The sequence below is a fragment of the Occultella kanbiaonis genome (assembly GCF_009708215.1).
GTDB lineage: Bacteria > Actinomycetota > Actinomycetes > Actinomycetales > Beutenbergiaceae > Occultella > Occultella kanbiaonis.
On sequence record NZ_CP046175.1, the window covers coordinates 3,358,721 to 3,372,618 of the forward strand.

Annotated in this window: 13 protein-coding genes and 1 pseudogene; 5 read left to right on the forward strand and 9 right to left on the reverse strand. The window is 69.8% G+C overall.

Annotation, left to right across the window (positions count from 1 at the left end; genetic code table 11):
- From GKS42_RS15520 to GKS42_RS15545, 6 genes are all read right to left on the reverse strand, one after another.
- Positions 1-903, reverse strand: a complete 903-nt coding sequence (locus tag GKS42_RS15520) for a carbohydrate ABC transporter permease (protein ID WP_154794649.1) — start codon at positions 901-903, stop codon at positions 1-3.
- A gap of 1 nt (position 904) precedes the next feature.
- On the reverse strand, positions 905-2,200 hold the full coding sequence (locus tag GKS42_RS15525; RefSeq protein ID WP_154794650.1) for an extracellular solute-binding protein: 1,296 nt from the start codon (positions 2,198-2,200) through the stop codon (positions 905-907).
- A complete protein-coding gene (locus GKS42_RS15530; protein WP_154794651.1) occupies positions 2,197-3,222 on the reverse strand; it encodes a LacI family DNA-binding transcriptional regulator in 1,026 nt (341 codons plus the stop codon). The genes GKS42_RS15525 and GKS42_RS15530 overlap by 4 nt, the downstream gene beginning before the upstream one ends.
- Before the next feature lie 217 nt (positions 3,223-3,439).
- Positions 3,440-4,837 (reverse strand): YibE/F family protein, encoded by a 1,398-nt coding sequence (locus tag GKS42_RS15535; protein WP_210769198.1) that lies wholly within the window; start codon positions 4,835-4,837, stop codon positions 3,440-3,442.
- A gap of 13 nt (positions 4,838-4,850) precedes the next feature.
- Positions 4,851-6,239 carry a glycine--tRNA ligase gene (locus GKS42_RS15540; protein ID WP_154796754.1) on the reverse strand — a complete coding sequence of 463 codons (1,389 nt, stop codon included), beginning with the start codon at positions 6,237-6,239 and terminating at the stop codon, positions 4,851-4,853.
- A gap of 408 nt (positions 6,240-6,647) precedes the next feature.
- Positions 6,648-7,715 (reverse strand): hypothetical protein, encoded by a 1,068-nt coding sequence (locus GKS42_RS15545; protein WP_154794652.1) that lies wholly within the window; start codon positions 7,713-7,715, stop codon positions 6,648-6,650.
- Positions 7,716-8,207: 492 nt separating this feature from the next.
- Between GKS42_RS15545 and GKS42_RS15550 the strand changes: the two genes are divergently transcribed.
- From GKS42_RS15550 to GKS42_RS15570, 5 genes are read left to right on the forward strand one after another with little or no spacing between them, the layout of a single operon-like run.
- Complete coding sequence (locus GKS42_RS15550; RefSeq protein WP_154794653.1) at positions 8,208-9,203, forward strand: metal ABC transporter substrate-binding protein; 996 nt, start codon at positions 8,208-8,210, stop codon at positions 9,201-9,203.
- On the forward strand, positions 9,200-9,985 hold the full coding sequence (locus GKS42_RS15555; protein WP_154794654.1) for a metal ABC transporter ATP-binding protein: 786 nt from the start codon (positions 9,200-9,202) through the stop codon (positions 9,983-9,985). The genes GKS42_RS15550 and GKS42_RS15555 overlap by 4 nt, the downstream gene beginning before the upstream one ends.
- A complete protein-coding gene (locus GKS42_RS15560) occupies positions 9,982-10,908 on the forward strand; it encodes a metal ABC transporter permease (RefSeq protein WP_154794655.1) in 927 nt (308 codons plus the stop codon). Before GKS42_RS15555 ends, GKS42_RS15560 begins: the two co-directional genes overlap by 4 nt.
- Before the next feature lie 2 nt (positions 10,909-10,910).
- On the forward strand, positions 10,911-11,321 hold the full coding sequence (locus GKS42_RS15565) for a Fur family transcriptional regulator (RefSeq protein WP_154794656.1): 411 nt from the start codon (positions 10,911-10,913) through the stop codon (positions 11,319-11,321).
- Positions 11,314-11,937 (forward strand): DedA family protein, encoded by a 624-nt coding sequence (locus GKS42_RS15570; protein ID WP_154794657.1) that lies wholly within the window; start codon positions 11,314-11,316, stop codon positions 11,935-11,937. The genes GKS42_RS15565 and GKS42_RS15570 overlap by 8 nt, the downstream gene beginning before the upstream one ends.
- 104 nt (positions 11,938-12,041) lie before the next feature.
- On the opposite strand, the gene GKS42_RS15575 is transcribed toward GKS42_RS15570, so the two are convergent.
- The 3 genes and pseudogenes from GKS42_RS15575 to GKS42_RS15585 all read right to left on the reverse strand — a co-directional run.
- Positions 12,042-12,899, reverse strand: a complete 858-nt coding sequence (locus GKS42_RS15575) for an isoprenyl transferase (protein WP_154794658.1) — start codon at positions 12,897-12,899, stop codon at positions 12,042-12,044.
- Entirely contained in the window at positions 12,848-13,579 is a 732-nt protein-coding gene (gene recO / locus GKS42_RS15580) for a DNA repair protein RecO (protein WP_223402963.1), read from the reverse strand. Before recO ends, GKS42_RS15575 begins: the two co-directional genes overlap by 52 nt.
- Positions 13,580-13,747: 168 nt before the next feature.
- A pseudogene (locus GKS42_RS15585) lies at positions 13,748-13,891 on the reverse strand (integrase core domain-containing protein); the annotation flags it as partial.
- Between the last annotated feature and the right edge of the window lie 7 nt (positions 13,892-13,898).

Below are 13,898 nucleotides of genomic sequence, written 5' to 3' on the forward strand. Positions count from 1 at the left end.
TCACTTCTCCCGGTTCAGTCGGCTCGCGGCCATGGACAGCAGTCCGACGACGATCACCAGGAGCATCCCGATCGCCGATGCGGTGTCCGGGTTCTGCTGCTGGATGCCCTTCTGGTAGATGAGCAGCACCGGCGTGGCGCTGGCGCCGTCCGGGCCGCCGCCGTTGGTGAGCAGGTAGGGCTCGGTGAACAGGTTCGCGCCGAGGATGATCGCCAGGATCAGCACCAGGGTGGTCGTGGCACGAACCCCGGGCACTGTCACGTTCAGGAACCGCTGGCGCAGGTTCGCGCCGTCGGTGGCCGCGGACTCGTACAGCTCCTTCGGGATGTTCTGCAGCGCAGCCAGGTAGAGCAGGATGTAGAAGCCGAGCTGCTTCCAGGTGACGTAGAGCGCGATCGTGGGCATCGCCAGGCCCGAGTTGATGAGCCAGGACGGGCTCGGAGCGAGTGGCCCGAGGATCGTGTTGATCAGCCCGTTCTGAGCGAACAGCAGCATCCAGACGCCGACCAGGGACACGCTCGCGGTCAGGTACGGGACGTAGAACGCGACCCGAAAGGCCGAGACGAACCGGATCCCCGCGTTCAGCGCCGTCGCGAGGATCAGCGAGAGCACCACCGTGAGCGGCACGAAGATGACGAGGAACACCCCGGTGTTGCGGAACGACTGGAGGACCTTCGGGTCGGTCAGGACGTCGGCGAAGTTGTCGAACCCGACGAACGGCGTGGGCACCGAGACGCCCGGAGCGGTGAAGATGTAGTCGTGGAAGGCGATGTACACCGCGAAGCAGAGCGGGTAGACGAACACCACCGCCACGAACACCAGGTACGGCAGCGCGAACACGGTTCCGATCGGCTGCACACCCCACCACGGACGGCGTGGGGTGCGCAGCTGGGTCGTGGTCACGTCAGTCCCCGACGAGGCCGTTGATCTCGGTCTCGGCGTTCGTGAGGAAGTCGTCGACGGACTGGCTCCCGAAGATCACAGCCGAGGAGTACTCGTCGCGGAACACCTGCCAGACCTCGACCGAGTTGTCGATGCTGGGCACGTCGGCCACCCGTTCGGTCTGGCTGGCGAACGCCTCGTACATCGGGTTGGCCGCGAAGTAGTCGCTGAACGTGGTGGCCAGGTCGGTGCGGATCGGCATCTGCCCGGTGTTCTCCAGGAGCAGGCCGTCGTTCTCCTCGCTCGTGGTGAACTTCAGGAACTCCCAGGCCGTGCCCTGGTTCTCGCACGAGGTGAACATGGAGATGTTCTTGGAGTCGGCGAACGTGAAGACCTCGTCGGCGCCGCCGGAGGTCGGCACCGGCATGAAGCCGACATCGACACTGTCCGCGTAGGAGGCGATCGCCCACGGGCCGGCGAGCTGCATCGCGGTGGTGCCCGCGGACATCGCGTCGTCCGTGGACGCCTCCTGCGGCGAGAGGCCCTCGGAGTACATCGTCGCCCAGAACTCCCCGACCGCCCGGCCCTCGTCGGTGTTGAAGGTCGACGCGCCGTCCTCGACGAGCATCGTGCCGCCGGTCTCGGCCAGGTAGAGCGGGTAGAAGTCGAACCACGGCTGGTAGAACTCGCTCGTCGGCGAGGGCCAGATCGCGCTGGCCGCCGCACCGGAGGAGACGATCTGCCGCGAGCCGTCGAGGAACTCGTCGAAGGTGGCCATCCCTGGGTTCTCCGGGTCGAGCCCGGCCGCAGCGAAGACCGTCTTGTTGTACATCACCATGACCGGGTTGGACTTCCACGGGAGCTGGTAGTACGAGCCATCGGTCTGGTAGCTCGCGACGTTCTCGCCGCCACGGTCCTCGATGTAGGAGGCGCCGTCCTCGAACTCGGACAGGTTGACCAGGCCGCCCTGGCGGACCCAGCCCGACACCGCGGCGTTCGCGATGTTGTACACGAGGCAGGGCGCGGTTCCGGCCGTGATGGCGGCGGTGATGGCCTCCTCCGAGGAGGCCCCGGCGGGGATCTCCTGGGCGGTGACCTGTTCGTCCGGATGCTCGGCGTTCCAAGCGTCCACGACTGCCGTGGCCCAGGCGAGCTCGGCCTCGTTGTTCGACGTCCAGATGTCGATCGGGCCGGTGGCGCCGGCGGCGCCGTCGCCACCTCCGCCACCGTCGCCGTCGCCGTCGCCGCCTCCGGAGCATCCAGCCGCGAACAGGGCCACGGCCCCGATCACCGCGAGGGTACGTGTGGTGGTCTTCATCGGTCTCCTCCTTGAGCGATTGATGGTGCTGGTGCGGCTGTGCTGGCGCGCAGTCGCAGTTCGTTGCAGTCGATCTCGACGGACCGGGGGGTGGCCCCGTCGATGTCGGCCAGGAGCACCTCCGCCGTGATCCGACCGCGCCGGAACGGGTCGGTCGCGACGGAGGTCAGGGCCGGGGACAGGTGCGCGGAGAGGTGGTCGTCGTCGAAGCCCGCGAGGGCGAGGTCGTCGGGCACCTTGAAGTCGCGGCTGCGGGCGAGGGACAGGCCCGCGATCGCCATCGTGTCGTTGGCGTACAGCACCGCGGTCGGCCGATCCGTCACGTCGAGCAGTTCCGCGGTGAGGTCGCGCCCGCTGGCCGCCCCGAAGTCACCCTCGCGGAGCAGCTCCTCCGATCCGATCTCCTCGACGTAGGCGCGAGCGCGGGCGTGCGAATGCACGTAGCCGAGCGGGCCGGAGACGTGGGCGATGCGCTCGTGCCCGAGGCCACGCAGGTGCGTGATGAGGTCTCGCATCTGGACGGCGTCGTCGCTGCGCACGCAGGAGAACGGGCTCTCCTGCTCATAGGCGCCCAGGAGGACCGCGGTGAGCCCGAGTTCGGCGAGGAAGGCCACCCGCCAGTCCGAGCGGTGCAGGTCGATGACGATCACGCCGTCCGCCTTGCCGTGCGCCATCGACCGGTAGGCCCGCTCCTCCGCGGACCGGGAGCCCGCCACCTGCAGCAGCAGGGCCACCTCGGCATCGGCGAGGCCGGACTCGAGGCCGGCGATGAAGGCCGGGAAGAAGGAGTCCGAGGCGATCACGCCGGGATCGCGGGCGATCACCATGGCAACGGCGTTCGCGCGCCGGGTCGCGAGAGCGCGAGCACTGTGACTGGGCACCCAGCCGAGCGACTCGGCCGCCTCGAAGACCCGGGCCTTCGTCGGAGCCGAGATCGAGCGCTTGCCGCTGTAGGCGTGCGAGACCGTGGCACGGGTGACCCCCGCGACACGTGCCACATCGCCGATCGTCGGCTTCGCCATCTGGATTCCCTCGACTCTGAGCTCGACCTGAGAGCCCCAGGTTAACCGGTTTGACGATGAGAGGTCAACCGGTTTGACGATGGGAGTTTGACGGATTCGTTCGACGATCCCCGGCTCGCGCGCTCCACATTCGCTCGCCGCACCCGTCGGGTCTGCTCACAGCCACGAGCGACCGCGTCGTTCGGATCCGACCGCGGTGGCTCGTCCCAATCGCGAACTACCGGTCGACGGCGTCTGGTCCGGGTGGGCCTGTGGCCGCACCATCGTCGTCGGTCGGTTCGGCGCGGTGCGCACCACCGCCGTCGCGACGCCGCTCGCGGTCCGCACCACCGCCGTCGCGACGCCGTTCACGAACCGCGCCACCGCCGTCGGCGAGCGTCTCGCGAACCGCACCACCGCCGTCGGCGAGCTCTGCCGGAACCGCACCACCGCCGTCGGGCGTTGCGAGGACCGCGAACCGGTCGCGCGCCCTGGACGAGGCGACCAGGAGGGTCGCGATCGCCGTCGTGGCGGGGATGGCGAGCACCAGGCCGATCGAGGAGACGAGCGTGCGCACGACCTCCTCGGCGATCTCGCCCGCGGTGAGCGTGCTGCCGAGCGAGCGGTCGTAGAGCATGACGATCATCAGGACCGGCAGCGCCGTGCCGACGTAGGCGAACGCGAGCGTGTAGACCGTGGAGGCGATGTGATCGCGACCGATCCGCATCGCGCGGCCGAACACCTGCCGCAGCGGAGCGTTCGGGGAGGCGGCGCGCAGCTCCCAGACGGCCGACGCCTGCGTGATCGTGACGTCGTTGAGGGCGCCGAGGCCGGCGATCACGATCCCGCAGAGCAGGATGTCGCTCAGGTTCACCCCGGGCAGCACCGAGCTCAACACGAGCGAGGAGTCGGAGTTCGCGCCGGTGAGGCTGGCCGCGCCGGTGGCCCACGCCGCCAGGGCCGTGGTGGCGGCGAGGCCGATGAAGGTGCCGAGCAGCGCCGTCGTGGTCCGGATCGAGATCCCGTGCGCGAGATACACGGCGAAGAACATCATCGCGCTGGCGCCCACGATCGTCACCAGCAACGGCGGGCCGCCGCCCATCAGGGCCGGGATCAGGAACACCCCGACCACGCCCAGGCTGGCGAGCAACCCGACGATCGCCATGAACCCACGCAACCGGGCGACGGCGAGCACCACGAGCGCATAGACGATGCCCAGGATGATCAGCGGCACATCACGCACGAAGTCGACGAAGACGTACGGACTGCCCGAGCCGAGCGCACTGGCGGTGAAGAAGACCCGCATCTGCGAGCCGACCTCGATGCCGGACTCGACGATCTCCGGCGGCACCTGGACCGGGACGATCCTGCCGGTGCCGTCATGCAACTCGGCGCGGACCTCCTCGCCGATGACCCCGGTCACCTCCACCACGGTGGCCGTGGTGAAGTTGGGGCCCTCGACGGGGTTCTCGAGCGAGCCGATCGGGGTGTCGCCGCCGGGCCACAGCGCGATCAGGCCGACGATCGTGGCGATGAGCAGGGGTAGGACGCACGCCGCGAGGATGCGGCGGGCCCGACGAGCACCGACGACGCCGAGGTCGCGATCAGGATCGAGTTCGGTGTGCTGGTGGCTCATCGGGCCCGGGCGCTCAGGCGCCGACGAGGCGCGCTGCGAGGTAGCCGGAGACCTGGTCGAGTGCGACCCGCTCCTGCGTCATCGAGTCGCGCTCGCGGATGGTCACGGCCTGGTCGTCCGCGGTGTCGAAGTCCACCGTGATGCAGAACGGGGTGCCGACCTCGTCCTGGCGGCGGTAGCGGCGACCGATCGCACCGGCGTCGTCGAAGTCGACGTTCCAGTTCTTGCGCAGTTCGGCCGCCAGATCCTTGGCGGCCGGGGTCAGTTGCTCGTTACGGGACAGCGGCAGCACCGCGGCCTTGACCGGCGCCAGGCGCGGGTCCAGGCGCAGGACCGTGCGCTTGTCCACGCCGCCCTTCGCGTTCGGGGCCTCGTCCTCGTGGTAGGACTCGACCAGGAAGGCCATCAGCGAGCGGGTCAGGCCCGCCGCGGGCTCGATCACGTACGGCACCCAGCGCTCACCGGTGGTCTGGTCGAAGTAGGACAGGTCCTGGCCGGAGTGCTCGGTGTGTGTGGTCAGGTCGAAGTCCGTGCGGTTCGCGATGCCCTCGAGCTCGCCCCACTCGCTGCCGGTGAACCCGAACCGGTACTCGATGTCCACGGTCCGCTTGGCATAGTGGGAGAGTTTCTCCTTCGGGTGCTCGAAGTGGCGCAGGTTCTCCCGGGCGATGCCCAGGTCGGTGTACCAGTCGGTGCGGGCGTCGATCCAGTACTGATGCCACTCCTCGTCCGTGCCGGGGGCGACGAAGAACTCCATCTCCATCTGCTCGAACTCGCGGGTGCGGAAGATGAAGTTCCCGGGGGTGATCTCGTTGCGGAACGACTTGCCGATCTGGCCGATGCCGAACGGCGGCTTCTTCCGGGCGGCGCCCATCACGGTCGCGAAGTTCACGAAGATGCCCTGGGCGGTCTCCGGGCGCAGGTAGTGCAGCCCGGACTCCTCCTCGACGGGGCCGAGGTAGGTCTTGAGCATCATGTTGAAGTCGCGCGGCTCGGTCCACTGCCCGCGCGTGCCGCAGTTCGGGCAGGCGATGTCCGCGAGGCCGTTCTCCGGGGCGCGCCCCTTCTTCTCCTCGAACTCCTCCTCGAGGTGATCCGCGCGGAACCGGCGGTGACAGGACATGCACTCGGTGAGCGGGTCGGTGAACACGCCGACGTGGCCGGAGGCGACCCAGACCTGCCTGGGCAGGATCACCATGGAGTCGAGGCCGACGACGTCATCGCGGCCGCGGACCATGTTCTGCCACCACTGCCGCTTGATGTTCTCCTTCAGCTCGACGCCGAGCGGCCCGTAGTCCCAAGCGGACCGGGTACCGCCGTAGATCTCACCGGACGGGAACACGAACCCGCGGCGCTTCGCGAGATTGACGACGGCATCGAGACGGGACGGCTCCTTGGCCAACTGACTCACTCCTGGATGTGTGTCCGGACCTGGCTGGTTCCGGACGTGCGGGCCCGAGCCTGGCTGGCCCGGGCGAGACCCATCCGACAGGCTACCTGCCGGTGGGCGAGTGTCTGGTCCGGGTGGCCCGGGCGGCGCGGTGCGACCCCGGGCGAGATCCCTGCAGCCAGGAGACGCGCCCAGACCCCGAGCCGAGACCCGTCCGAGGCACACCCTCCCCGCGTGAGCCAGAACCTCACGCCTGAGCCAGAACCTCCCCGCGCGAGGTAGAGCCTCGTGCCTGAGGCAGACCGTCGTATCGGACTACTTCAGGCACAAGGTTCTGCATCACGGACTGCGGCACGCGCGTGACGACGCCTGGCTTCCTGCCACACGACGATGGCTCGATCAACACGGCCCAGTGAAGGCTCAGCGTCGACCCGTGAACGTCCGCAGCGCAGGCCGTGGTCGCAGCATCGGACGTGCCGACTCGGGGAATGCCGCATACAGCCGAGCGAAGGCGGCCCCCGGATCCCGCAACTGCTGGTGAACGAATCGTTCGGTATGCACACCCGCTCGGCGCAGACTGTCCTCACGGACCTTCTCGTGGAACAGCGCGTCCCCGGAGGCGATCTCCTCGGATCGCGCACCATCGCCGGATCTACGGCTGTACTTGGCTCGGCCACCGCCTTGAGGCTGTTGAGCGTACTTGGACCGGCCGTCGTACTCAGCACCGAGTCTGACGAAATCGACGTCGTCTCCCTCGACCATCCAGCCCATGTCCACCCACTTCGGCCCCGCATCTGTGACGACGCGCAACTGCGTCTGCGGCCGCGGCAGGCCGAAGGCAAGTGCGATCCAGCGCAGCCACGACTCCCCGGCCGACTCGCTGAGCGGATCCGCGTGACGGATGATCTCTCGTGCGCCTTTCAGCCCCCGTCGGACCGGCCGGTTCTCGAGTTCGGCGAGGAGGTCACGGATCGCGCGGGCGATCCCGTCACGGAAGTCGTCCTTCCGCTCGCGGCTCGGCTTGATCCGGAGCCGCAAGAGACTGTCCACGGCGACGAGTGCACGTCTCGGGCGGAGCGAGAGCGCGCAGTCGAGCGCCGTTCGCTCGAGACTGGTCACTGGTAGCCCGTTGACCTCGACGACGTCCGCCGGGGTCAGGTCACTCGCGTGGTGCCGACGGATATCGGAGTGGCGCAGGACCCTGGGCGTGTTGGTCTGGGAGATATGCACGACGTCCGTGGGGTGATCGATCCAACCACCATGGATCAGTACGGCGCTCTCATGACTGAATGCGAAGGAGCACGTCAGTTCGGCCGCGACGGCGACGCAGCGCGCAAGCGAGAGGTGGTCGGCCCGTGCCCATGTCTGTTTGGCTTCGCTGGCGCGGACGATCGCCCCTCGCCGCACGTTCGTGTAGTCCCCCGTTCGGCGCAGGGCAGCAAGATCCTTGGCTCCGTAGTCGCGCGCGAGGAGGATGTTCGGCGGCACGGGCAGGGTGAGGGAGTCGTTCATCCGGACAGACTCGGGCTCCGACGCCAACTCCGCAGGCCGGCGCGGTCGGCTGGGGACAGAGGAGCGTCGCCGTTCGGATGTGGAGCACTTGGGTCTGGCGCTTTCAGGTGTGAGGTATCAGGTCTCGAGTTGCCGGCGGGAGTGCCGGTCCAGCGCCCCGACACTCAGAACCGTGCGCGACCGAGCGGCCGCACTGATGGTGACGCAGTGCCCCACGCCTGAGGCAGTCCGTTACAACGCACTTCCTCAGGCGCGAGGAACTGCGTGACGGCGCAAGGTGCTACCTCAGGCGCCAGGTACTGCGTGAGCTCGCGGGTTGCTGCGTGAGCGCGGGACTGCGTGAACTCGCGGGTTGCTGCGTGAGCTCGCGGGGACTGCGTGACCGAGCGAGTGCCGGCGTGAGCCGCGTGCGGCAGATCACGTGGTGCCTCTTTGACACCATCGCACCCGCAAGTGAGAATGGTTCCCATGCACAGACTCCGCCGCGGATACGTCCTGCCTGCTCTGACCGCCGTGACCGCCCTCGCACTGGCCGGGTGTGCCGGTTCGTCGGACGCGAACGAGGGCTCGGCGGGCGGTGGCCTGACGGTGCTGACCACGTTCTACCCGCTGCAGTTCGTGGCGGAGCAGGTCGGTGGCGACCTGGTCGAGGTGTCCAACCTGACACCGGCGGGCGCCGAACCGCATGACCTGGAGCTCTCCCCCGTCGACGTGCTGACCCTCGAGGACGCGGACGTCGTGGTGTACCTGTCCGGCTTCCAACCCGCCGTCGACGATGCGTTGGCCAGCACCTCCGGGCCGCTGATCCTGGACACCGCCGACGCCGCCGACCTCGTGATCCATGGGGGCGCCGAGTCGGAGGCCGCCGGCGATGAGCACGACGAGGCCGACCACGACGAGGCCGAGGACGGTCACGCCGAGGACGACGGTCACGACCACGGCCTCGAGGGTGAGGACCCGCACTTCTGGCTCGACCCGACCCGCGTCGCGGCCGTCGCCGCCGTCGTCGCGGACACCTTCACCGAGGCCGACCCGGACAACGCCGACACCTACTCCGCGAACGCGCGGGCCCTGACCGCCGAACTGACCGGCCTGGACGAGGAGTACACCGCGGCGCTCGGCACCTGCGAGCGCGACGTGATCGTGGTCTCCCACGCCGCGTTCGGCTACCTCACCGACCGGTACGGCCTGACCCAGGTGGGCATCTCCGGCCTGGACCCCGAGAGTGAGCCCGCCCCCGCCCGGCTGACCGAGATCGGCCACATCGTCGAGGAGTCCGGCGTCACCACCATCTTCACCGAGACCCTGGTCAGCCCGAAGGTCGCGGAGGTCCTGGCCGAGGACCTCGGCATCGACGTCGGCGTCCTGGACCCGATCGAGGGCCTGACCGACCCCGAACAGGACTATCTTTCGGTGATGCGGACCAACCTGGACGAACTCACGGGGGCGCTCGGCTGCGCATGAGCGATCTCATCAGTGTGACCGATCTGCGGGTCGACCTGGGCTCGGCGACCATCCTGCGCGGCATCGACCTGACTGTCGGCGAGGGAGAGGTCGTCGCCCTCCTCGGTGCGAACGGGTCCGGCAAGTCCACGCTGATGCGCGCCATGCTCGGCCTGGTCCCGATCTCGGGCGGCGACGCCAGCCTGTTCGGGATCTCCGTGCGCAACCAGCGGCGGCAGGTCCCCTGGCCGCGGATCGGCTACGTGCCGCAACGCGCCTCGGTCGGTTCCGGCATCCCCGCCACCGCCCTCGAGGTGGTCCTGACCGGGCTGCTCCACGACCGCCGCTGGCACGTCCCCCGCGGCGGGCGCACCCGGGCCCTCGACGCCCTGGCGTCGGTGGACCTGGCCGACCGCGCGCACAGCCCGTTGCACCAGCTCTCCGGCGGGCAGCAGCAACGGGTCGCGATCGCCCGCGCGCTCGTGCGAGCGCCGGAGCTACTCCTGCTCGACGAGCCGATGGCGGGCGTGGACCGCCCCACCCAGGCCACGTTCGCCAGGCTGCTGACCACGCTCCAGTCCGAGGGCACCACCGTAGGCATCGTGCTCCACGAGCTCGGCCCGATCCGCCCGCTGATCCAGCGGTGCGTAGTGCTCCGCCACGGCGTCGTCGCCCACGACGGTGGCGCCCCGGCCCCCGCACCCGGCCACGGCGCCGCGGATCATGAGCACGTCCACCTCGACCACGGCCGCCACGAGCCGACCGACGTGCGCGAGGCCGTCACCCCGAGGTCCCTACCATGAGCCTCCTCGACAGCCTGATCTCCGTCGTCTCCAGCCCGATGCTGCAGCGGTCCCTGATCGCCGCCCTGGTGGTCGGTCTCGCCGCACCCGTGATCGGTACGTACCTGGTGCAGCGGCGGCTCTCCCTGCTGGGCGACGGCGTGGGTCACGTCGCGCTCACGGGCGTCGCCATGGGTTGGCTCGTCGGCTCGTGGACCGGCGCCGAACCGAACGACGCCTACGCGGTCCTGGGTGCCGTCATCGCCGCCGTGATCGGCGCCATCCTCATCGAGGTGGTCCGCTCGCGCGGACGCACCAGCGGTGACGTGGCGCTCGCGCTGCTCTTCTACGGCGGCATCGCCGGCGGTGTCGTGATCATCAGCCTCGCCGGGGGCACGAACGCGAACCTGACCGCCTACCTGTTCGGGTCCCTCGCCACCATCACCACCGGCGACCTGGTCATGACGGTCATCATGGCCGCCGTCATCATGGCCGTCGGTATCGGGCTCCGGACCGCCCTGTTCGCGGTCTCCCAGGACGAGGAGTTCGCCCGCTCCACCGGTCTGCCGGTGCAGGTGCTGAACATCCTGATCGCGGTGGTCGCCGCGCTGACCGTGACGGTCTCGATGCGCGTGGTCGGGCTGCTGCTGGTGAGCGCGCTGATGATCGTGCCGGTCGCCATCGCGCAACTGGTCACGTCCTCGTTCCGGCGCACCATGTTCACGGCGATGGGAGTCGGCGCCGCCGTCTGCGTCATCGGCCTCGTCATCACCTTCTTCCACCGCCTCGCGCCGGGCGCCACGATCGTTGTCCTGGCGATCTGCGTCTACGCTGTGATAGCGGCCGTCCGCCCCCTGCTGGGCGCCGGGCGGGGGCGCGCCGCCGATCCTCATCCGGACATGGATGACGACGTCAACGTCAGCAAGGCCGGTGCTCAGGAGTGACGATGCAACGCATGACCCGCCAGCGCGCGGCCGTGAGCGAGGTCCTCGCCGACACCGAGGACTTCCGCAGCGCGCAGCAGCTGCACGACATGCTGCGCGAGGCCGGCCACTCGGTCGGCCTGGCGACCGTCTACCGCACCATGCAGACCCTCGCCGAGAACGGCGACGTGGACGTCCTGCGCAACGCCGAGGGCGAGTCGCTGTTCCGCCGTTGCCGCAAGCAGGTGCACCACCACCACCTGGTCTGCCGGATCTGCGGCCGGACCGTCGAGCTGGACGCCGGCGTCGTGGAGCACTGGGCCGCCGACGTCGGGCAGTCGCACGGCTTCGTCGACGTCGAGCACACCGCCGAACTGTTCGGCACCTGCGCCGAGTGCATGGCTGCGGGGGCGGTGGACACCCGGGATGCCTGACTTCCTGGCTGAGCTGCCGTTCTGGCTCACCATGCTGCTGCTCAGTTGCGGCGCGATGTTGCGTGGGCAGGGCATGTACTGGGCCGGCCGGATCGTCACGGAACAGGCGTTGCGGCGCACCCACCCGACGCAGGGCTGGACCCTCAGGGCGCATGCCTGGCTGCAGGGTGGCGGCGCGGACGCCGGCATCCGCGCGATCCGCCGCTGGGGCCTGTTCGCGGTACCCGTGTGCTACCTGACCGTCGGGTTCCAGTCGATGGTGCAGGCCGGCGCCGGCGTGCTGCGGATCACGTGGTGGAAGTACACGCTGGCGCAGATCCCCGGCGCGATCGCGTGGGGGGCCATCTACGCGACGATCGGCTTCGCGGTCTGGGAGGCGGCGCTCGCCGCCGCCGCGGGTAGCCCGCTCGGGCTCGCCGTGATCGCGGCGCTGGTGGTCGCCGTCGTGGTGGCCGTGGTTCTGCGGCGCCGGCACCGGTCGCAGCGCGGCACCGGTCCGGTGGCGCACGTCGAAGCTCCCGACGGCGGAACCGGCGACGGCGTCATCGATACCTTCGCCGAGGTGGTCGAGTCCGAGACGCAGGCGCCGGCTGCGCCGGCAGGACCCGCTGGGTAGGTCGCGGAGAAGAGCGCCGCGGACCGCGCCTGACGGCCGGCGGCGCGACCGGAACGTCGGTCGGCGGCATCCGTGCGGTGATGCACGCAACCTTCCGCCCGCCGTCAGCCCCTGCGCTCGTCCGATCCGCCCTCTGCACCCGGCTTGTCGACGGCCCCGCCGTAGCGCCGGTCCCGGCGGGCGTAGGTCACCACGGCGTCCCAGAGATCACGGCGGTCACAGTCCGGCCAGGGCTTGTCGATGAACACCATCTCGGCGTAGGCGGACTGCCAGATCAGGAAGTTCGAGGCCCGCTGCTCCCCCGAGGTGCGCAGGAACAGGTCCACGTCCGGCATGTCCGGTTCGTCCAGGTGACGGGCCACGGTGCGCTCGGTGATCCGCTCGGGGTCGAGCCGGCCGGCGGCCACCTCGCGGCCGATGGCCCGCACTGCGTCGGTGATCTCGGCCCGGCCGCCGTAGTTCACGCACATGGTCAGTGTGCAGGTGGAGTTCCCGTCTGTGAGCCGCTCGGCCTCCTCGAGCTCGTTGATGACGGACCGCCACAGCCGCGGCCGGCGGCCCGCCCAGCGCACCCGCACGCCCCAGGAGTTCATCAGGTCCCGGCGCCGGCGCAGCACGTCCCGGTTGAAGCCCATCAGGAAGCGGACCTCGGACGGTGACCGCTTCCAGTTCTCGGTGGAGAACGCGTACGCGCTGATGTGGGTGACGCCCATCTCGATCGCTCCGGCGACGACGTCCAGCAGGACCGCCTCCCCCGCGGCGTGGCCCTCGTTGCGGGTCAGCCCGCGGGCGTTGGCCCACCGGCCGTTGCCGTCCATCACGATGGCCACGTGCTTGGGGACGAGAGCGGCGGGCACCTCCGGCGGACGAGCACCGGTGAGGTGCGCCGGTGGAGCGACGGGCTCGGCCCTCACGCGCGCTCCACGTGCCGCAACGACTTCAGCTGACGCTCCAGGTGCCATTGGGTGTACACCGCGACCAGCCCGGAAGCCTCCTTGCGGTGCCGCTCGTGGCTGACGTCGGCGTGGCCCCAGTCCCCCGCGAGCAGTGCACCGAGCAGCCCCACCGTCTCCGGGGCGGGCGCCGCGGCACCGGGCGGGCGGCAGTTCGTGCAGATGATGCCGCCCAGCGGCGCGGAGAAGGACCGGTGCGGGCCGGCGGCGTCGCAGCGGGCGCACTCGGTGAACGTGGGTGCCCACCCGGCGATCGCGAGGGCGCGCAGCAGGTAGGAGTCGAGCACCAGGCTGGAGGGGTGCACCTTCTCGGCCAGGGAGCGCAACGCCCCGACGAGCAGCAGGTACTGCTGGGTGGCCGGCTCCCGCTCGATCTCGGTGAGCCGTTCCGCGGTCTCGACCATCGCCGTCGCCGTGGTGAACAGGCCGTAGTCCCCGCTGATCGCGCGCCCGTGCGGGGCGAGCGTATCCACCTGCGTCACGACATCCAGGTTGCGCCCGTTGTACAACTGCAGGTCGATCACGCTGAACGGCTCGAGGCGGGCACCGAACTTCGAGGAGGTGCGGCGCACCCCCTTCGCGACGGCGTGGACCTGCCCGTGCGTGCGGGTGAGCAGCGTGAGGATCCGGTCCGCTTCCCCGAGCTTGCGGGTACGCAGCACCACGGCCTCGTCCCGGTAGAGCTTCACCCGAACATTGTCCCTCATCTGACCGACAACGAACGGTCCCGACGCGCAGCCGCGGTCCCCCGCGGCGCCGGACCGGCCCACCGGGCCCGGCCGCACCACCCGCTCTGGTGCGGTGAGAGTGCACTGGTGGCAACCACAAGAGCACTCTCACGGCCGCACCACCCCGCACTAGTTGTACCCGGCCATCAGGGCGCAAGGGCTGGGGGCTCGCTCGTCGTTGTTGGTGAAGGCCTGTCGGTAGGCCCACTCTGTGGTCAGGGTGCGGTTCAGCCGCTCGACTTTGCCGTTCTGCCAGGGCCAGTGGGGCTTGATCCGCCTT